This is a genomic window from Cryobacterium sp. TMT4-10 (assembly GCF_004403275.1).
In the GTDB taxonomy this organism is placed as follows: domain Bacteria; phylum Actinomycetota; class Actinomycetes; order Actinomycetales; family Microbacteriaceae; genus Cryobacterium; species Cryobacterium shii.
In genome coordinates this window covers 1-18,921 of the sequence record NZ_SOGU01000021.1, presented here as the reverse complement: position 1 = coordinate 18,921, position 18,921 = coordinate 1, and the positions used below count along the sequence as shown (strand labels likewise).

Below are 18,921 nucleotides of genomic sequence, written 5' to 3'. Positions count from 1 at the left end.
CACGACGACCGCCACAGCAACGCCCCGCCCGCTGCGGCCAAATCGGCCCGGATCTCGTCGCATCAACTTCGAATAGGCGTTACTGACACACGCTCCTAGGGCAGGGGACGGCTAGGTGACGATGATGCCCAGGTGGGCGGCGAGCAGCGGCGCCAGCAGGCTCAGCTGTGCGTCGTCGATCGTTGCGCCGCGCAGCCCCTCGAGCCCGTGGACGGCGCTGAAATCGCTCGAGCGCAGGTCCACGTCCTTGAGCGTCGCGCGCGTCACGTCGAGGGTGCCGATGCGGCAGTCGCGCAGTTCCAGGCGCTGCACGGTGGCCCCGCCCAGGTCGAGCTCTTCGATAATGCAGTTAGAGAGCAGTACGTCGGTGAGTGTCGCGCCGCGCAGGTTCACGAAATCGAGCTTTGACCCGTCGATCTGAACGGAGCGCAGGGTGGCCTCGTAGAGCTCGACCGAGCCGAGCCGGGAGTGCTCGACCGAAACGCCCCGCCAACTGGAGCGGGGCGCGCTGAAGACGGCTGCGTGCAGCTCTCCGGCCACGCAGTCGGCGACGGATGCCCCGCGCAGCTGCGAATCGCTGAGGGAGACTCCGCGCAGCTCGCACTCCTGGAAACCGATGCCGGTCAGGTCCCTGCCGGACAGGTCGCAGCCGGTGAATCGTTCCGCTTCCCGGCTGTCACCGGCGCGGAGGTCGCCACCGTCGGCATCCGTCAGTCCGGTCAGCACGATGCGGTCGAGTTGCGGGCCCCGGGTTTGCGCGCGCGCCACCGTCAGGAGGCGGCGGAGGAGGAGGCGGCGGCCGAGGCGGCCGAGGCGGCGACGGGAACGGGCTCGAGCACGAACACCGGGATGACCCGGTTCGTCTTCTTCTCGTAGGCGGCGTAGTCGGGGAACGCGGCCACGGCCCGCTCCCACCACTTCGCGCGTTCGGTGCCGGTGACCTCGCGTGCCAGCATGTCCTGGCGGTGCGGGCCGTCCTGCAGCTCCACGTGCGGGTGGGCCAGCACGTTGCCGTACCAGATGGGGTTCTTCGGGCTGCCGCCGAGGGAGGCGATGGCGGCATAGGCTCCTTCGTGTTCCACGCGCATCAGTGGGGTCTTGCGCAACTTGCCCGACTTCGCGCCGAGGGTGGTGAGCACGATGACGGGCATCCCGCGCAACGTGGTGCCCTGCGTGCCGCCGGAGCTTTCGTACAGGTCGACCTGGTCGCGCACCCACTGCTGGGTGCCGGGCTCGTATTCTCCGATGAGGGGCATACGACCATTAAACGCCACCGGGCCGACCCGCATTCCCTCGGCCGTTCGCCCGGTGCGGATCAGGGGCGCGGTCGCGGCCGGCGCGGCGCGTAGCGGGGGATGTAGCGCCCGAGGATCACGGCGCCGAACAGCCCGAACACGCCCATCACGCCGCTGGCCAGCGACACGGTCGCCACCGCGGTCAGGCCGGCCACGGCCAGGGGGGCGACGGCGCCGCCCAGGTCGGCGGTGAACCGCCAGGCGCCGAGGAACGGTGCCGGGCTGGTGTTCTTCGGGGCGAGGTCGGCGCCCAGGGTCATCAGCAGCCCGCTGCCGATCCCGTTCGCCAGAGCCAGGATCATCGCCACCGCGATGAACCACTCCACGTTGGTCGGCAGGTCGTGCGTGAACGCGAGGATGAGGTGCCCGGCTCCCAGCCCGATCATCGACGGGAGAGCGGTCCACATCCGGCCGAAACGGTCCATGATCTGGCCGCTGGCGTAGAACAGGGCGAAGTCGACCGCACCCGCGATGCCGATGATCAGGGCGATGTCGGGCACGCTGATGCCGATGCTGACCGCCCAGAGCGGGAGGAGCACGGTGCGGGACGCCCGCATGGCCCCGATCAGGCCCGCGCCCGTGCCCAGCCTCAGGAGAACGGCCCGGTAACCCCAGATGGTGCGGAACAGTCCCTGTGATTCCTCGGCCGCGAGCTCCTGGCCGGCCGGATGCACCGTGCCATCCGGTGCTCTGGCCAGTTCGGGGCCACCGAAGGTGCTTGCGGGGTCAGGCAGGAGGAGGAGCATGGTGGCCGCGCCGAGACAGCAGACCACGAACACCCAGAAGACGGCCTCCGTGCCCCCGGTCAGACGGATGAGTCCGGCCGCGATGAACGGGCCGACGAACCAGCCGGCCCGGAAAATGCCGCCGAGGGTCGACAGCGCCCTGGCCCGGAAGGCCAGCGGCACGTAGCTGGTCATGAAGGCGTGGCGCGCCAGCGCGAAGACGGCGGTGGCCAGGCCGATCAGGAAGATCCCGATCCCCAGCACCCACGGGTTCGGGGCTGCTATGCAGATCAACACGGCGATGACCGCGAGCATGGCGGCCCAGATCATCGCGTTGCGCTCGCCGATGCGGGACACCACCCACCCGCTCGGGATGTCGCCGACGAGTTCGCCCACCATGATCATGGCCGCGATGAACCCGGCGACCGCGAGGGAGGCGCCCAGGTCGTTGGCCACGATCGGGATCAGCGGGATGATGGCGCCCTCGCCGATCGAGAACAGCAGGGTCGGCAGGAACGCCGCGAGTGCGACGGAGCGGAGGCTGAAGGGGCGCTCGGCGATACTCATGGCTCCTCGATGCTACTTCAGCCCGGGTGCTTCAGCCCGCGCTCCGTCAACCCGCCCGGTAGGCTGGGGTTTGACATGATTGAGCTGGACTTTTCGGAGCAGATCGCCGCGATGCGGGCCACGTTCGGCGACATCCGGTCGGTGATCGACATTGATCGACTCCGCACGGATATCGCCGACCTGAACGAACAGGCGGGAGCGCCCGACCTGTGGGATGACTCCGCGCACGCCCAGAAGGTGACCAGCGAGCTCAGCCACCGCCAGTCGGAGCTCGCCCGAATCGTGAGCATCGAGAGCCGCCTCGACGACCTCGAGGTGCTGGTCGAACTGGCCAACGCCGAAGGTGACCAGGAATCCGCCGACGAGGCCACGGCCGAGCTGGCGAGCCTGCAGAAAGTGCTGGGCGAGCTCGAGGTGCACACCCTGCTCAACGGCGAGTTCGACATCCGCCCGGCCGTCATCACCATCCGTTCGGGGGCCGGCGGGGTGGATGCGGCGGACTTCGCCGAGATGCTGCTGCGCATGTACCTGCGCTGGGCCGAGCAGCACGACTACCCGGTGCAGGTGCTCGACGTGGGTTACGCCGAAGAGGCCGGCATCAAGTCCGCGACGATCCAGGTGGATGCCCCGTACGCGTTCGGCACCCTGAGCGTCGAGGCCGGAACGCACCGCCTGGTGCGGATGAGCCCCTTCAACTCGGCCGGCAAACGCCAGACCTCGTTCGCCGCCGTCGAGGTGGTCCCGTTGATCGAGCAGACCGAATCGATCGAGGTGCCCGAGAACGACATCCGGGTCGATGTCTTCCGCTCCAGCGGCCCCGGCGGCCAGTCGGTGAACACCACCGACTCCGCCGTGCGGATCACCCACCTGCCCACGGGCACGGTCGTGAGCTGCCAGAACGAGAAGAGCCAGATCCAGAACCGGGCCGCCGCCATGCGCGTGCTCCAGTCCAGGCTGCTCCTGCTGCAGCGCGAGCAGGAGGCGGCAACGAAGAAGGAACTGGCCGGCGTCATCACCGCGAGCTGGGGCGACCAGATGCGCAGCTACGTGCTCGCGCCCTACCAAATGGTGAAGGACCTGCGCACCAACTACGAGGTCAACAACCCCAGCCAGGTCTTCGACGGCGACCTCGACGGCTTCATCGCTGCCGGAATCCGCTGGCGCAAACAGGCTCCGCAGGACTAGCGAGCCTCTCTTCCGTCGCGCCACCTGTTGTCGCAATAGGTATGTCGCTGTGAGAAATCTCAGGATGGCTGCTTAGGCTCAAAGGGCCATGATCCGTTTTGACACCATCACCAAGCAATATCCGGGAACGAACCGACCCGCCCTGGACGCCATCAGTGTCGAGATTCTGCGTGGTGAGTTCGTCTTCCTTGTCGGCGCGTCCGGCTCGGGCAAGTCAACCTGCCTGCGCCTCGTGCTGAAGGAGGACAAACCCACCAGCGGCAGCATCCACGTGCTCGGGCAGGACCTCCGGTCGATCTCGAACCGCAAGGTGCCATACTTCCGCCGCAACCTCGGAGTCGTCTTCCAGGACTTCCGCCTGCTGCCCAACAAGAGCGTGTTCGACAACGTGGCCTTCAGCCTGCAGGTCATCGGCAAGTCCCGTGGTTACATCCAGGAAGCCGTGCCCGACACCCTGGAGATGGTCGGTCTGGCCGAGAAGGCCCAGCGCTTGCCGCACGAGCTCTCCGGTGGTGAACAGCAGCGGGTGGCGATTGCGCGGGCCATCGTCAACAAGCCGCAGGTTCTGCTCGCCGACGAGCCCACCGGAAACCTCGACCCCACCACCAGCGCCGGCATCATGGCGCTGCTGGAACGCATCAACGCCGGCGGCACCACCGTGGTCATGGCCACGCACGAGGCCGGGATCGTCGACCAGATGCAGCGCCGCGTGATCGAGCTGGCGGCCGGCAAGATCGTGCGCGACGAGCGTCAGGGCGGCTACGCCACCTCGGCCATCCCCACCGTCATGGCCGGCACCGGACGCCGGTCCGCACCCGCGGCATCCGTCTTCGCACCCGCGGCGTCCGCGCCGCTCGTGCACCCCGCCGCTGCCGAACCGGCCGTCCTGCCGCCCGGCGGATCGCCCGCCGAGCCGGCGACGGAGCCGGTGGCCGAACCCGCGACCGTGCGCGCCGCCCAGCCGCCCCGCTTCTTCGCACCGGTTCCGGTTCCCCTGGTCGAGGCCAGAGAGGCCGCCCGCCAGGCCGTTCTCGCTGCCGCCGACAGAGGCAGGACCGGCACGCAGGCGCACCCGGTGCAGAGCACCGATTCCAGCAACGACACCGCACAGGGCACTGGGACGGATGCCGCGGACGGGGGCCCCGCCATGACCCGCCCCGCGCTCTCGACCACCCAGCACGACGTGCCGGAGCAACTGACCCTGGCCGAGAAGCTCGGGCTGCGCGCTCCGGGTGAGAAACCGGACCAGACCGGCGAACAGAATGTAGGGCCCACCCGATGAGACTCGGACTCGTGCTCTCCGAAGCCGCCAACGGCCTGCGCCGCAACGCCTCCATGGTTGTATCCGTCGTGCTCGTGACGTTCATCTCGCTGACCTTCGTCGGTGTCGCCGTGCTGATGCAGATGCAGATCGGCCAGATGAAGAACTTCTGGTACGACCGCGCGCAGGTGGGCATCTACATGTGCACCGCGATCTCGCCCGGTGAAACCTGCACCGCCGGTGAGGCGACGCAGGAACAGATCGACACGGTCACGGCTCAGCTCGAATCGCCCACCCTGGCACCGTTCATCGACAAGTACTACTTCGAGACCCACGACCAGGCGTTCGAGAACTTCAAGAAGCAGTTCTCGGGCAACCCGGTGGCAGACTACGTCACCCCCGACCAGTTGAACCAGACGTTCTGGGTGAACCTGAAGGACCCCTCGCAGTCCGACGTTCTCGTCGAGAGCTTGTCCGGGGTATCGGGGGTCGAGAACGTGGCCGACCAGCGCAAGTACCTGGATCAGATCTTCGCCGTGCTGAATGTGGCCAGTTACACCGCGATCGGGATCGCCTCGCTGATGCTTGTGGCGGCGGCCCTGCTGATCGCGACCACCATTCGCCTGTCGGCGTTCTCCCGGCGGAGGGAGCTGGGCATTATGAGGCTGGTCGGGGCATCCAACCGGTTCATCCAAACGCCGTTCATCCTGGAAGGCGTGTTCGCCGCACTCCTCGGCTCCCTGCTGGCGGGAGGCGCAGTTATGGCAATCGTGCTCTGGTTCGTTCAGGGTTATCTGGGCGACCGGCTGACCAGCTTTTCGCTGGTCGGGGTCGACGACGCCCTGGTGGTGGTTCCGATCCTGCTCCTGGTCGGCGCCGTGCTGGCGGCGTTCTCGGCCAACTTCGCCATTACCCGGTATCTGAAGGTCTGACCCGCGGCCGGCATCCGTGAGCCCGCTAGACTGATGGGCTGGTCGGTATCGCGTCCGAGCAAACACACCGAGTTGAGGAGCAAGTCCGTGCCCAGGGAAATAGGCGAGAAGGTCGTCTCGACCAATCGCAAGGCACGCCACGATTACCTCATCGAGGAGACCTACGAGGCCGGGATGGTGCTCAGCGGCACCGAAGTGAAGTCCCTCCGGGCCGGTCGGGCCTCGCTCGTGGACGGCTACGCCTTCATCGAGAACGGCGAGATCTGGCTCGACGCCGTGCACATCCAGGAGTACGTCGCCGGCACCTGGACCAACCACCCGCCCCGCCGCAAGCGCAAACTCCTGATGCATAAGCAGGAGATCATCAAGATCAGCCACAAGACCAAAGAGGGCGGCTACACGCTCGTGCCGCTGCGCTTGTACTTCAAGAACGGCAAGGCCAAGGTCGAGATCGCGGTCGCCAAGGGCAAGAAGGAATACGACAAGCGCCAGACGTTGCGCGAGCGCCAGGACAAGCGCGAGTCCGACCGGGCCATCTCCGCCCGCAAGAACCTCGGCGACTAGCCATCCGCCCCTGGTGTGTTGTAAGCTAAGGGGCTGTACGAAGCGGCCGATCTGGTCGCGCCGTGCAGATTGAAAACTCAACAGCGTGTGACAGGAACCCACTTGAATGCCGCCACGGCGGCAGTGAGTGCACAGGGGGATGATCGGTTTCGACATTGCCTGCGCAATTATGAGAAGCGGGTCGAGGATGCAGGGTTATCTCGTAAACGATCTCTGCAAAACAATAAGTGCCAAATCAAACCGCACTGACTTCGCCCTCGCTGCCTAAGCGAGCGCACTAAGAAGTCCGCCAGGCCGGGAATGCTCTCTACCCGGATCCTGACGTCATTTAGAGAGATTGCTCCTACTCTGAGCCGCGGGGTGTAGGGGGACTTGAACGAGGGCTGGGCTTGTCGGATTAGATGCCAGTGGCAAATTCCGGAGCCGAGTAGAACGATTTCACTGGATACACCCGTAGAAGGCATATGACCACAGCAGTGGACGGGGGTTCAATTCCCCCCATCTCCACCACCGGTTCCTGTCACACCTGTGAGTCGAAAGGCCCGAACCCCAAGGTTCGGGCCTTTCGTTGTTCGGGCCTTTCGTTGTTCGGGCCCTTTCCCTGTTTCGCGACACACAACCGACATCGGATGCAGCAAGATGGGGCCGGGAAGGGAACTGGATGACTGCGACCTGGCTGCGGAGGTGGGTGCCGGGAGTCGACACCGCGCTGACCTACCGCCGCGCGTGGCTGTTGCCCGACCTACGAGCAGGAGTCGTGCTGACCGCGCTGCTGATCCCGGTCGGAATCGGCTATGCCGAGGTGGCCGGCCTCCCGCCCGAAACCGGGTTGTACGCCACGATCATCCCCCTGCTCGCGTACGCCCTGTTCGGACCGTCGCGGGTGCTGGTCCTCGGGCCTGATTCCGCGCTGGCGCCGATCATCGCGGCGGTGGTGCTTCCCCTGGCCGTCGGCGATGACGCGCGCGCGGTCGCGTTGGCCGGGCTCCTGGCGATCATGGTCGGCGTGATTCTGGCCCTCGGCGGGGTGCTGCGCCTCGGCTTCGTGACCGACCTTCTCTCCAAGCCGATCCGGGTCGGCTACCTCAATGCGCTGGCCATCCTGGTGATCCTGTCGCAACTGCCCGCGTTCCTGGGTTTCTCCATCGACTCGGCTACGCCGCTGGGAGACGTCACGGCCATCGTCACCGGTGTTCTGGATGGGCGGGTCGACGTGACGGCCCTCCTGTTCGGGCTCGGGTCGCTCCTCATCATCGTCGGGCTGTCCTGGGGAAAGTCGCGCATTCCCGGTGTGCTCGTGGCCGTGGTCGCGGCGACGGTCCTGACGGCCGTGCTGGGGCTGCAGGACACGCTCCCGGTGGTCGGGGCGATGCCGCAGGGGCTGCCTGCCCCGGCCCTCGGCGGTCTGGTCTGGGCCGATGTGGCGGCGCTGGCCCTCCCCGCCCTGGGCGTCGCCCTGATCGCGTTCGCCGACACGGCCGTGCTGTCGCGCACGTTTGCGGCGCGCCGCGGAGAGAACGTCGACGGCAGCCAGGAGATGGCGGCGATCGGGGTGTCGAACATCGCGGGCGGCCTGCTGGGCGGCTTCCCCGTGTCAGCGTCCTCGTCGCGCACACCCGTCGCGGAGAGCGCGGGGTCCCGCAGTCAGCTCACCGGCATCGTCGGTGCCGTGCTGATCGTGGTGTTCATGGTGCTCGCCCCGGCGCTGACCGATTTCCTCCCGTCGGCCACCATCGCCGCGGTCGTCATCATCGCCGCCGCCGGGCTGGTCGACCTGAGGGGATTCATCGCGCTGGTGCGGATGAACAAAGTGGATGCCGCCCTCTCGCTCGCGTCCTTCCTGGGGGTCCTGGTGGTGGGCGTGATCGAGGGCATCGGTGTGGCGATCGTCTTGTCGCTCGGGGCATTCGTCAGCTATGCCTGGCGCCCCTACCGGGCCGAGCTCGGTCGCATCCGTGGCCTGCGCGGATACCACGACCTGTCGCGGCATCCGGAGGGCGAGCGGCTGCCGGGCATCGTCATCGTGCGCTTCGACGCCCCGCTGTTCTTCGCCAACGGCGGCATCTTCGACGACTACGTGCGTCGCCTGGTCACTCGGGCGGGCAGCGATGTGCGAACGGTCATCCTCGCGGCCGAGCCCATCACCGACATCGACACGACCGCCGTCGAGGAGCTGCTCGAACTCGACGACTTCCTCACCTCGCGCGGGATCACCCTGATCTTCGCCGAGATGAAGGGGCCGGTGAAAGACCACCTGCGCGACTACGGGCTGAGCGGGCGGTTCCCGCCGGAACGGTTCGCCGTCACCGTCGGGGAGGCCGTCGACGAGGCCACCGGAACCCTGCGCGGCGACCTCGAGGGAACCGAATGGGACGACGAGCCGTGACGTCGGCCGAGTCCGGTCGGCGTGACGCCGGGCGAGCCCCTCGCTACCGGGGGAGCACCCGATAGCGGGTCAACATGCCCGCGGTGATGTGGTCGTTCACGTGGCAATGGAACAGCCAGGTGCCGGCGTCGTCGGGAACCATGTCGGCCTCCATCATGCTGGCCGGCAGGAGGCTCACGACGTCCGTGCGCATCCCGAGTGCGGTGACCGTGTTGCCGTGCCAGTGCGGCGTGTGAAGGTCGACCTCGGTGCCCATCCCCATCACGTGCCAGCGCACCCGCTCGCCCTTCTTCATGGTCAGCGAGTCAATCGGCTGGTTGCCGAAGACGTAGCCGTTGATCGAATGCATCAGGTTGCTCTCCCCGAATTCTGGGTCCTCCGGGTCGACGGATGCCGGGTCCCCGGTGAAATTGGCGATGTTACAGGCCAGATGGGGGCTCTGTTTCTCGTCGCTGACCTTGAACTGGAGGAAGAACTCCCGGTCCACGTCGCGCGGGGTCCCGTCGGGACGGGCGGCACCCACCTTCGTAATAACCATCGGTCCGACGAGTCCCGCGTAGTCATCCGTGACCTCGCTCGTGTGCGAGTGGTACATCCACATCACCGAGCTGCCGTCCATGGGCCCGGCCCGCTCCGGCACCCCATAGCTATAGGTGTAGGTGCCGCCCGGCGGCACGGCATCGTCCGCCTGGTCGCTGGGCTCGGTGCCGTCGTCGTAGGGCGTCCCCTCGCTGCTCTTCTTGTAGAAGACGCCGTGGGTGTGCACGCTCGCCGGTCGGTCCGGATTGTTGCGGAAGACGACCTTGATCGTGTCTTCAACAACCCCGCGGATGACCGGGCCGAGCATGCTCAGGCGCTGGTCCGCGTCGGCGCGCGGCTTGAGGGTGCCGAAGGACGCATCCGTGTATTCGCGGTACAGCGACTTCAGATAACTGCTGCCGATGCGCTGCGGACCCGACTCCACAAAGACCGCTGCGGCGGCGTCGAACGGTTGGCCGGTGATCTGGTCGGCCCCAGCCGGGGCATAGTTCCAAACGACCTCATCGGCGGCGAGGAAGTAGGTGCGGGTCTGTGGCACATAGGAGCTGCCCGCCTGCACGCTCGCCGCGCCGCCGCCGCCGTCAAAAAGACGCGCGAGCACCAGCGCCGAGGCGATCGCCACCACGGCGACGACCGCGGCGAGGCGCAGGCGCCGCCGGTTCTGGGATACGCGGCGGTTCGTTGACGGCCCCTCGGTGGGGTCCAGGGTCTCAGACACGGGCACACCTCGTTTCGTCGGGTTGGTAGGCCGGCGGCATTCGGTGGCCTTCGCTGGCCTTGCGGACATAATAGTCCGGGGCTACGAAGAAGTTGAGGCGGTCGAATCAGTTCGAAGTCTGCCCTGGGGCCGATCCTGTCAGCGGAGTGCGACGCCCGAATTAGACGCCGGCGAGCCAGAGGTCGGGACCGAAGATCTCGTAGTGGATGCGCTCGGCCGGCACGCCGGACTCCAGCGCCTGTGAGCGCAGGCTGCGCATGAACGGGAGCGGGCCGCAGAGGTAGACCGAGGCATCCTCCGGAATCGTCACGTTCTCGAGCGACATGAAACCCTCGTGGTGGCCCTCGCTCGGGATCTCCAGCCAGAGTTCCAGTTCGGCCGCCTCGAGCAGCGCGATGTCCTCGCTCATCTGGTCGCGCAGCGCCCAGCGCTCGAGGTTGCTCTCGGCGTGCAGCACGAGCACCTCGCGCTTCGAGCCGGTGTCGACCAGGGAACGCAGGATCGACGCGCTCGGCGTGCAGCCGATTCCGGCCGAGGCAAGAATCAGCGGGCCGGTGCCCTGATCCAGGGTGATGTCACCGCACGGCACGGAGAGGATCAGGGTGTCGCCGACCTGCACGTCACGGTGCAACACGGGCGAGACCTCACCGTCAGCGTCAAGCTTGGTGGTGAAGACGCGGGTCGTGGCCGTACCGGCCGACAGCGAGTACTGGCGCACCTGGCGGATGCCGTCGGGCATGGTGGCCGTGACGCTGACGTACTGGCCCGGCAGGGCGGGTGTGACGGGGGTGTCGTCGGCCGGCTCTAGTGTGAACGTGACGGCGTCGGTGCCGGCGGTTTCCTTCTTGATGACGACCCAGGGGGCGAGAGGCTTGTCGCTGGCGAGTCCGGCGTAGAGGCCCTTTTCCATCTTGATCAGGGCGTGGGCCATCAGCCAGTAGACCTCGGTCCAGGCGCCTGCGATCTCGGCCGTGATGACGTCGCTGAGTTCGTCGGCGATGGCTTCGAAGAGGTACTTGTAGACGATGTCGTACTGCTCGGGCTGGATGTCGAGGGAGATGTGCTTGTGGGCGATGCGGGACAGCATGGCCTCGGGGGTCGTCTCGGGATTGTTCACCAGATGGGTCGCGAAGACCGCGATGCTGCCGGCCAGGGCCTGTTGCTGCGAGCCGTTCTTCTGGTTCGAGCGGCTGAATAGCCCGTCGAAGAGCTCGGGGTGGGCGGTTAGCATACGGCCGTAAAAGTTCTTCGCGATCTCGGGCATGCGCTCCCCAACCAGGGGCAGTGTCGCTTCGATCAGGGGCAGTGACTGGGTAGAGAGCATGCAGACTCCAAGCATTGAGGGATTTAACTCAAAGCTATCATTTCAAATAACCGCTGTGTGACGCGCCCGGCTCAGCGATGTCAGCGCTCAGCCCCCTTGAGACTGCCGGTTCCGGCGCCTGACGGGTCGAAGATCAGGCAGACGACGTTACGGCCGCCCGGCTCGGCCCAGCTCCGCTCGGTCGGAGTGAAGTAGTCCAAGTCCAGTGAGGAGTCCTGATACGGCATCCCGGTGAAGCCCTCGAACCCGGACGCGCAGCCCGATTCGGCCGCCGCTGTGACCGCCATGTCGCCGGGGAAAGCCTCGCCGGCCACCGGGAACCGGTCGAACACCTCGAAGTCGTGAGTCTCGGAGCAGGGGAGAACGGGGATGGTCCTGACATCGGCATCCACACCCGCATCCTCTTTCGTGGCCTCTGTGTCGTCGTGGGTGGCCTCGTCTGCAGAGTCGGTGAGACAGTCTCCGGCGAGGAGGGCGGTGACCGGGGCCACGGTGGCGAGGGGCGAGAGCGTCCGCGGGGCCGCCGTGACGGGAGCCGTCGGCAGCATATCGACGATTATGCTGCATCCGGTCAAGGTCCCGATCACCAGGGCCGGCAGTATGAGCCGGGCACCGAGCCGGAGGCGCGCGACGGCCATCCGTCTAGATGGCCGGTTCGGCCGTGGTACCGCCAGCGACTGCGTTTCGGAGCGCTCGCAGGGTCGCCTCGTGCAGGAGGCCGTTGGTGGCCAGCGCGCTGCCGTGCCACGGGCCGGGGCGGCCGTCGGCCGACGTGAAGCGGCCGCCGGCCTCCTGCACGATCGGGGCCAGGGCTGCCATGTCGTAGGGCTGCAGGTCGTACTCGGCGGCGATGTCGATCAGGCCTTCGGCGAGGAGCATGTAGGACCACATGTCGCCGTAGGCCCGGGTGCGCCAGACCTGCCGGGTCAGCGCGACCAGCGCATCGAGGTGACCGGCGACATCCCACTGTTGGATGCTGTTATAGCTGAGGGAGGCGTCCGCGAGTTCGGTCACGCCGGAGACCTGCAGGCGCACGGGCGCGGCCCCGGGCGTGCGTTCGTCGGTCATCCAGGCGCCGCCTCCGGTGCGTGCCCACCAGCGTTTGCCGAGCGCAGGGGCGCTCACCATGCCGAGCATGGGGACGCCGTCGATGGCGAGGGAGATCAGCGTGCCCCAGACCGGGATCCCGCGCATGAAGCCTGCCGTCCCGTCGATGGGGTCGATGATCCACTGCCGGATGGTCGAGCCCTCGGTGCCGAACTCCTCGCCCAGGATGCCGTCGGTCGGGCGCCGCTCGGCCAGGTGGGTGCGGATGGCGCGCTCGACCGCCTGGTCGGCATCCGTCACGGGCGTGCGGTCGGGTTTGGTGCTCACCACGAGGTCCATCGCGTGGAACCGGTCGCGCGAAATCGCATCGGCCAGATCGGCGAGTTCGGCCGCAAGGACAAGGTCATCGTCGAGGGAGTAGATCAGAGGCTCGGTCACGCTCCCCAGCCTAGTTATTCTGGCGCGACACACCGGGTCGCGGCTCGATTCGCATGGATCGCGTCGGGATGTTAGTCTCTTTCGAGTCGGTTCGGGGTAGCTCGAACGGATAAAAAAGAAATACGCACCTCTAGCTCAATTGGCAGAGCAACTGACTCTTAATCAGTGGGTTCCCGGTTCAAGTCCGGGGGGGTGCACCAGCAGGGGCCGGCTTCTTCGAAAGCCGGTCTTTTTTTTGCGCCTGCGGGTTGTGCCGTTGTGGCGGGAATCGCCGGGGCTACTCTGTCTCGAAACGGACGAAGGAGCACGGATGCTGTCGAGCGAACTGCTGATCGATGCCTACGGCCGGATCCGCGGCGCAGTCCACAACGTGCTCGCGGATGCCGGCCCCGAGATTCTGGCATACCGGCCGGATTCGCAGGCGAACTCGGTCGCCTGGCTGGTCTGGCACCTGACCCGGGTGCAGGACGACCACCTGTCCGAGATCATGGAGGAGAAACAACTCTGGACCGCAGCCGGGTGGGCGGAGCGTTTCGCCCTTCCGTTCGGGAACGACGCCACCGGATACGGCCAGACCGCCCTCGAGGTGGGGCAGGTGCGCCCCGACGCCGACCACCTGGGCGGCTACTTCGACGCCGTCCATTCCCGCACGGTCGCGTGGCTGCCGACCCTGGTCGCCGCTGATTTCGGCCGGGTCGTCGACCTGCGGTGGACGCCGCCGGTCACTCTGGCGGTCCGGCTGGTGAGCGTGCTCGCGGACGACCTTCAGCACGCCGGCCAGGCGGCCTACGTGCGTGGTCTGGCGGAGCGCGCCGGACTCTGACGCCCGCCCAAAACCGACGCCCGGCCAAAACCGACGCCCGGCTCTGAGCCAATTCGACGGAGATTCTGATCTAAAAGTGCCCTTTCGGTACAGTTCAGGGCTGTTTCCGGCAGAATCTCCGTCGAATTCGTTCGGGCACGCCGTTTGGACGCCGCACCGGCCGCACCGGGCGGGCCCGGCCGCCCTAGCGGCGCTTCCAGGTGTATTCGTTCTCCGGCCGTCCCGGGGTTCCGTAGCGGGGCTGCCGGTCGAGCGTTCCCGTGTCGGCCAGATGCTCCAGGTAGCGTCGGGCGGTCACCCGCGAGATTCCGAGCTTCTCCATCACCTCGCTGGAGGAGACGGGTGCGGTCTGCAGCTTCAGGAGCTCGATCACCGCACCCAGCGTGCCCTCGGACAGGCCCTTGGGCCGGGGCAGGTCGGCGGGTGTGCGCAGGCTGGCGAAGGCGAGGTCCACGTCGTTCTGGCTGGTCACAGCGGTGCGGGCACCCAGGTGGATCCGGAAATCCCGGTAGTGCGCCAGCTTCTGGGCGAAGGTCGCATAGGTGAACGGTTTGATCAGGTACTGCACGATTCCGGCCGCCACGGCACCGCGCACGATCTGCAGTTCGCGCACGGCCGTGATGGCGATGATGTCCGTGGTCAGGCCGGCGGCACGCATCCGTCTGCTGACGTCGAGGCCGTGCAGGTCGGGCAGGGTCATGTCCATCAGGACGAGGTCGATCGGCTGCCCGGCCGCCGAGGCCGCGGCGAGGGCGCGCAGGCCGGAATGGCCGTCCGAGGCCGTCCCGGCGTGCACGAAACCGGGCAGCCGCCCGAGGTAGGCCGCATGGGCCTCGGCCGCGATGGCGTCGTCTTCGACGACCAGAACCCGGATGTCCCGCTCAGCCATGCGCTGCTCCCGTCGGTTCCGCGACGGCCACGCCGGTAGCCGGGCCGGGAGTCGCGCTGATGCCCGCCGCGTCCCGGTGGGGGAGCGTGACCGTGAACAGGGCACCCACGCGCCGGGTGATGGTGAGGTCGCCCCCGAGCCGTTTGACGGTCTGCCGCACGAGGGCGAGCCCCAGGCCTCGGCCGTAGGCGCCCGGCTCCTTGGTGCTGTATCCGCGCTGGAGGATGTCGGTCACGGCCTCCGGCGCGACGCCGGGACCGCTGTCGGCGACCTCGATGGTGACGACGTGCGCGGTCGCCCTGACGGTCAGGTGCACGGTGCGGGGTGCGTCACCGCCGGCGGCCGCGTCGAGGGCATTGTCGACCAGGTTGCCCACGACGGTGACCAGGTCCTGGCCCGACAGGCCGGAATCGGACAGCGACCCGGCCGCCTCGACGGTCAGCAGCACCCCGAGCTCACTGGCCTGGGCGAACTTGCCCATCAGGAGCGCGCTGAGCACCGGCTCGTCGACCGAGTCGATCATGTCGTCGGTCAGCTGCTGGCTCAGTTCGAGGTCCCTGGTCGCGAAGTCGAGGGCCTCGGCACCGCGCCCGAGCTCCATCAGGGACACGATGGTGTGCAGACGGTTCGCGTGCTCGTGGGTCTGGGCGCGGAGGGCATCCGAGAGCGTGCGCGTCGACTGCAGCTCACTGCCCAGGTGCTGCATGTCCGTGTGGTCGCGGATGGTGGCGACCCAGCCCATGGGTGCGGGCTGGTGGCGGCCGACGGCGGGCAGGAGGGCGGGCTTCTGGCTGACCACCAGCACGCGCGTGTCGGTGAGGTGGATTTCATCGACCGCGGACCGGCCGCTCTGCAGCAGGGCACCGAGCCCCGGGGGCAGGTCGAGCCGGTCGAGGCTGAGCGCGGCCGCGACGGATGCCCGCCGGCCCGGTCCGGGCGACGGCACCGCGGTTGCCCGGACCGGTACGCCCAGCAGCCGAGCGGCCTGGTCGTTGTAGAGCACGACCTCACCGGAGAGGTTGACCAGCACGAGCCCCTCACGCACGGAGTGCAGCACGGAGTCGTAGTAGACGAACAGCTGGGCCAGTTGTTCCGGCCCCCAGCCGAGCGTGACCCGGCTCAGGTAGCGTCCGAGGAGCCAGCTGGCGACCGTGCCGGCCGCCAGCAGGATCAGGGCCACGGCCAGCACGGCCGGCAGCCGTGCGCTCAGGGCGATGGAGAGGTTGCTCGTCTTCACTCCGGCGGCCACGAGGCCGAGCACGGCACCCGTGTCATCGGTGACCGGCACTATCGCACGCACGGATGGCCCGAGGGTGCCGGTCGTGACCTCGGTGAAGGGCTCCCCGGCCAGGGCAGGCTTGACCGTGCCGATGTAGGGCCGCCCGATTTCGGACGGCGTCGGGTGGGTCCAGCGGGTGCGATCGGGGGCCATGATCGTGATGAAGTCGAGCCCGGCATCCTCGGACACTCGCAGCGCGTAGGGCTGCAGGATGCGGCTCGGATCAGTCGAGCGGGCGGCCGACAGCACCAGGGGGCTGTCGGCGATCGAGGTCGCGACCGACAGCATCCGGTTCTCGGCTTCCGCGAAGCCGCGGTCCCGGGCGTCGACGAAAGCGGCCGTGCCCACGAAGACAGTCATCGCGAGGATGAAGAGCGCGTTCGCCAGGAACAGGCGACGCGCAATGCTCCAGTCGTGCCCCATCGCATCCTTCTTTCGCGCCGTGTGCGGCCGTTCGCCTGCGGGCATCCGTGACCAATATGACCGCAACGACGGTGTATCGGACCCGGTCGACCAGTGTGGACTTCACCACGGCTCGCCGCGGGCGCATCTGGCGCCTGCCTCCAGCCTAGTTACCAGACAAAGGAGTCTTGACATGGCATCGCTGCCCTCCACCCGTGCTGCAAAGCCGGCGAAGAAGAAGTTCGACAAATCCCATTATCTCTATATGGCGGTCATCGTCGCGGTGATCCTCGGCGTCGTCGTGGGCCTGCTCTTCGGTGGCGCAGACGGATTCGCCGTATCGCTCAAGCCCCTCGGTGACATCTTCATCGCCCTGATCAAGATGATGATCTCGCCGATCATCTTCTGCACGATCGTCCTCGGCATCGGATCCATCGCCAAGGCGGCCACGGTCGGCCGGATCGGCGGCCTGGCCCTGGGTTACTTCCTGATCATGTCGACCTTCGCGCTGGGCATCGGCCTGTTCGTGGGCAACCTGGTCAAGCCGGGTTCGGGTCTGGACCTCAACTCGACCACCTTCGTGCCGCCGGAAGCCGTCGAAACGAACTTCTTCCTCGGCATCATCCCGACCACCCTGTTCTCGGCGCTGACCGCCGGCAACATCCTGCAGACCCTCCTGGTGGCGCTCATCGCCGGCTTCGCCCTGCAGAAGATGGGAGCGGCCGGCAAGCCGATCCTCGAAGGCATCGCGCACGTTCAGGCCCTGGTCTTCCGCATCCTGATCATGGTCATGTGGCTCGCCCCGATCGGTGCCTTCGGTGCCATCGCCGCCGTCGTCGGTGCCACCGGCATCCAGGCCGTGATCAGTCTCTTCACCCTGATGGGCGCGTTCTACCTGACCTGCGCGCTGTTCATCGTGGTCGTCCTCGGCGGGCTGCTCAAGATCGTCACCGGCGTCAACATCTTCAAGCTGATGCGCTACCTCGGCCGCGAATACCTGCTGATCTTCTCGACCTCCTCCTCCGAAGCCGCGCTGCCGCGCCTGATCGCCAAGATGGAGCACCTCGGCGTGTCCAAGCCGGTCGTGGGCGTCACGGTTCCCACCGGTTACTCCTTCAACTTGGACGGCACCGCCATCTACCTCACGATGGCGTCGCTGTTCATCGCGACCGCCATGGGCCAGCCGCTCAACCTGGGCGAGCAGATCGGGCTCCTCGTCTTCATGATCATCGCGTCCAAGGGTGCCGCCGGCGTTTCGGGCGCTGGAATCGCGACGCTCGCCGCCGGCCTGCAGTCGCATGCACCGCAGTTGCTCGACGGTGTCGGGTTCATCGTCGGCATCGACCGGTTCATGTCCGAGGCCCGTGCGCTCACGAACTTCACCGGCAACGCCGTCGCCACGGTTCTGATCGGCTCCTGGACCAAGGAGATCGACCGGGCCCAGGTCGACCTGGTGCTCGACCGCCACGCCCCCTTCGACGAGACCACGATGATCGCCCACCACGGTGTTCCGACCGCGGCCGAGACGGCACGGGAAAACGAAAAGGCGGCTCAGACGGCGTCACTCACCGTCTGAGTGAGACCAAGGGTCTGACCGGGGGGTGAGACCGAAATGGGGGGGCGGATGCCGTCCGGGGAGAAATCTTCCCCGGGCGGCATCCGCGGTTTCCAGGCTCGCTTCCTCCTCCACAATGTGGGTCTGATCGGCTTATCCACAGCATCCACGGATGCCGGGGCAGTGTCGGTGGGTGCCCCTAGCGTAGGTCTCATGAAGCCGTCATTCATCGAAGAGCGAGAGGCCATGGGCCGGCATTTCGACGCCATTGCCGAGGCAGAACGGGACATCGCCGCGGCCTTCGCCCGGCGGGCCGAACGGGTCGAGGCGGCCCGCCGATTCGGGCAGGCCATCGCCCACCACAATGCCCGGGTGCCGGGGGCCCGGTGGGACGCACGTGAGGTCGCCGAACGGGAGTTCTCGAGCGAGCTGGCCTGCACGATCCGGGTGCCGCAGCGCACGGCGGAGAACCTGGTCGCGGAGAGCCGGGCCCTGGCCGTGGATCTCCCGGCGACCCGGGCGGCGCTGGCGTCGGGGGAGATCAGCTATCGGCACGCGCAGGTGGTGGTCAATCAGGCCTGGTCGNACCGCGTCGAAGCTGAAGTACAACGCCCGGACTCTGCGGGAGCGGTGGCACCCGGAGACGATCAAGGCCCGGCATCAGAAGTCGGTGAAGGATCGGGCGGTGTTCTTCGAGCCCGAGCCGGACGGGATGGCGTCGCTCACCTTCTACGCCAGCGCGGAGAAGGCGCAGGCCGCGTACGAACGGGTGACGCTGATGGCCCTGAGCCTGCAGTGCAAGGAGGAGGAACGAACCCTGACCCAGTTGAAGGCGGATGTGTTCGAGGATCTCATCCTCGACGGGGTGACGCCGTCGGGACTCGGCAAGGGGATCCGCGGTTCGGTGAACATCACGGTCCCGGTGTTCAGTCTGATGGGTCTCAACGACGAACCGGCCCATCTGGAGGGTTACGGCCCGATCGACGCGGAC

The 18,921-nt window shown here is 67.4% G+C and carries 16 protein-coding genes, 1 tRNA gene, 1 other RNA gene and 2 pseudogenes; 11 read left to right on the top strand and 9 right to left on the bottom strand.

Features of this window, described 5'->3' with window-relative positions; translation table 11 throughout:
- Positions 1–111: 111 nt before the first annotated feature.
- From E3T42_RS02635 to E3T42_RS02625, 3 genes are read right to left on the bottom strand one after another with little or no spacing between them, the layout of a single operon-like run.
- Entirely contained in the window at positions 112–768 is a 657-nt protein-coding gene (locus E3T42_RS02635; protein ID WP_134365132.1) for a pentapeptide repeat-containing protein, read from the bottom strand.
- Positions 769–770: 2 nt separating this feature from the next.
- A complete protein-coding gene (locus E3T42_RS02630) occupies positions 771–1,256 on the bottom strand; it encodes a nitroreductase family deazaflavin-dependent oxidoreductase (RefSeq protein ID WP_134402404.1) in 486 nt (161 codons plus the stop codon).
- 59 nt (positions 1,257–1,315) lie between these two features.
- Positions 1,316–2,587 carry an MFS transporter gene (locus E3T42_RS02625; protein ID WP_134365130.1) on the bottom strand — a complete coding sequence of 424 codons (1,272 nt, stop codon included), beginning with the start codon at positions 2,585–2,587 and terminating at the stop codon, positions 1,316–1,318.
- 75 nt (positions 2,588–2,662) lie between these two features.
- Here E3T42_RS02625 and prfB point away from each other — a divergent pair, with 75 nt between their 5' ends.
- The 6 genes from prfB to E3T42_RS02595 all read left to right on the top strand — a co-directional run bounded on the left by prfB (position 2,663) and on the right by E3T42_RS02595 (position 8,915).
- Positions 2,663–3,772, top strand: a complete 1,110-nt coding sequence (gene prfB, locus E3T42_RS02620) for a peptide chain release factor 2 (RefSeq protein ID WP_134365129.1) — start codon at positions 2,663–2,665, stop codon at positions 3,770–3,772.
- Positions 3,773–3,860: 88 nt separating this feature from the next.
- Positions 3,861–5,054 carry a cell division ATP-binding protein FtsE gene (gene ftsE, locus E3T42_RS02615; RefSeq protein ID WP_134402403.1) on the top strand — a complete coding sequence of 398 codons (1,194 nt, stop codon included), beginning with the start codon at positions 3,861–3,863 and terminating at the stop codon, positions 5,052–5,054.
- Positions 5,051–5,965: a permease-like cell division protein FtsX gene (ftsX, locus tag E3T42_RS02610; RefSeq protein ID WP_134365127.1), complete on the top strand. Its 915-nt coding sequence runs from the start codon at positions 5,051–5,053 to the stop codon at positions 5,963–5,965. The genes ftsE and ftsX overlap by 4 nt, the downstream gene beginning before the upstream one ends.
- Positions 5,966–6,052: 87 nt before the next feature.
- Positions 6,053–6,529, top strand: a complete 477-nt coding sequence (gene smpB / locus E3T42_RS02605) for an SsrA-binding protein SmpB (protein WP_104193627.1) — start codon at positions 6,053–6,055, stop codon at positions 6,527–6,529.
- Positions 6,530–6,664: 135 nt separating this feature from the next.
- Positions 6,665–7,039, top strand: a transfer-messenger RNA (tmRNA) gene (gene ssrA / locus E3T42_RS02600).
- A gap of 151 nt (positions 7,040–7,190) precedes the next feature.
- Positions 7,191–8,915, top strand: coding sequence for a SulP family inorganic anion transporter (locus E3T42_RS02595; protein WP_134365126.1), 1,725 nt, complete (start codon positions 7,191–7,193; stop codon positions 8,913–8,915).
- Positions 8,916–8,958: 43 nt separating this feature from the next.
- Here E3T42_RS02595 and E3T42_RS02590 read toward each other — a convergent pair whose 3' ends face one another.
- The 4 genes from E3T42_RS02590 to hisN form a co-directional block, all read right to left on the bottom strand.
- Positions 8,959–10,173: a multicopper oxidase domain-containing protein gene (locus E3T42_RS02590; RefSeq protein ID WP_198418087.1), complete on the bottom strand. Its 1,215-nt coding sequence runs from the start codon at positions 10,171–10,173 to the stop codon at positions 8,959–8,961.
- Positions 10,174–10,333: 160 nt separating this feature from the next.
- Complete coding sequence (locus tag E3T42_RS02585) at positions 10,334–11,497, bottom strand: globin domain-containing protein (protein ID WP_134365124.1); 1,164 nt, start codon at positions 11,495–11,497, stop codon at positions 10,334–10,336.
- 80 nt (positions 11,498–11,577) lie between these two features.
- Positions 11,578–12,045 (bottom strand): septum formation family protein, encoded by a 468-nt coding sequence (locus E3T42_RS02580; protein WP_134365123.1) that lies wholly within the window; start codon positions 12,043–12,045, stop codon positions 11,578–11,580.
- A gap of 94 nt (positions 12,046–12,139) precedes the next feature.
- On the bottom strand, positions 12,140–12,982 hold the full coding sequence (hisN, locus tag E3T42_RS02575; RefSeq protein ID WP_134365122.1) for a histidinol-phosphatase: 843 nt from the start codon (positions 12,980–12,982) through the stop codon (positions 12,140–12,142).
- Positions 12,983–13,106: 124 nt separating this feature from the next.
- On the opposite strand from hisN, the gene E3T42_RS02570 reads away from it, so the two are divergent.
- Positions 13,107–13,182: transfer RNA gene (locus tag E3T42_RS02570), tRNA-Lys, on the top strand.
- A gap of 110 nt (positions 13,183–13,292) precedes the next feature.
- Entirely contained in the window at positions 13,293–13,805 is a 513-nt protein-coding gene (locus E3T42_RS02565; RefSeq protein WP_134365121.1) for a DUF664 domain-containing protein, read from the top strand.
- 184 nt (positions 13,806–13,989) lie between these two features.
- Here the strand turns inward: E3T42_RS02565 and E3T42_RS02560 are convergent, their stop codons facing one another.
- Entirely contained in the window at positions 13,990–14,694 is a 705-nt protein-coding gene (locus E3T42_RS02560) for a response regulator (RefSeq protein ID WP_134402401.1), read from the bottom strand.
- A complete protein-coding gene (locus E3T42_RS02555; protein ID WP_134402400.1) occupies positions 14,687–16,396 on the bottom strand; it encodes a sensor histidine kinase in 1,710 nt (569 codons plus the stop codon). The genes E3T42_RS02560 and E3T42_RS02555 overlap by 8 nt, the downstream gene beginning before the upstream one ends.
- Positions 16,397–16,568: 172 nt before the next feature.
- Here E3T42_RS02555 and E3T42_RS02550 point away from each other — a divergent pair, with 172 nt between their 5' ends.
- The 3 genes and pseudogenes from E3T42_RS02550 to E3T42_RS17545 form a co-directional block, all read left to right on the top strand.
- Positions 16,569–17,951, top strand: a complete 1,383-nt coding sequence (locus E3T42_RS02550; protein ID WP_134402399.1) for a cation:dicarboxylate symporter family transporter — start codon at positions 16,569–16,571, stop codon at positions 17,949–17,951.
- 36 nt (positions 17,952–17,987) lie between these two features.
- A pseudogene (locus E3T42_RS17550) lies at positions 17,988–18,449 on the top strand (hypothetical protein); the annotation flags it as partial.
- A 166-nt stretch (positions 18,450–18,615) separates the two neighbouring features.
- Positions 18,616–18,921: pseudogene (locus E3T42_RS17545) on the top strand (endonuclease); the annotation flags it as partial.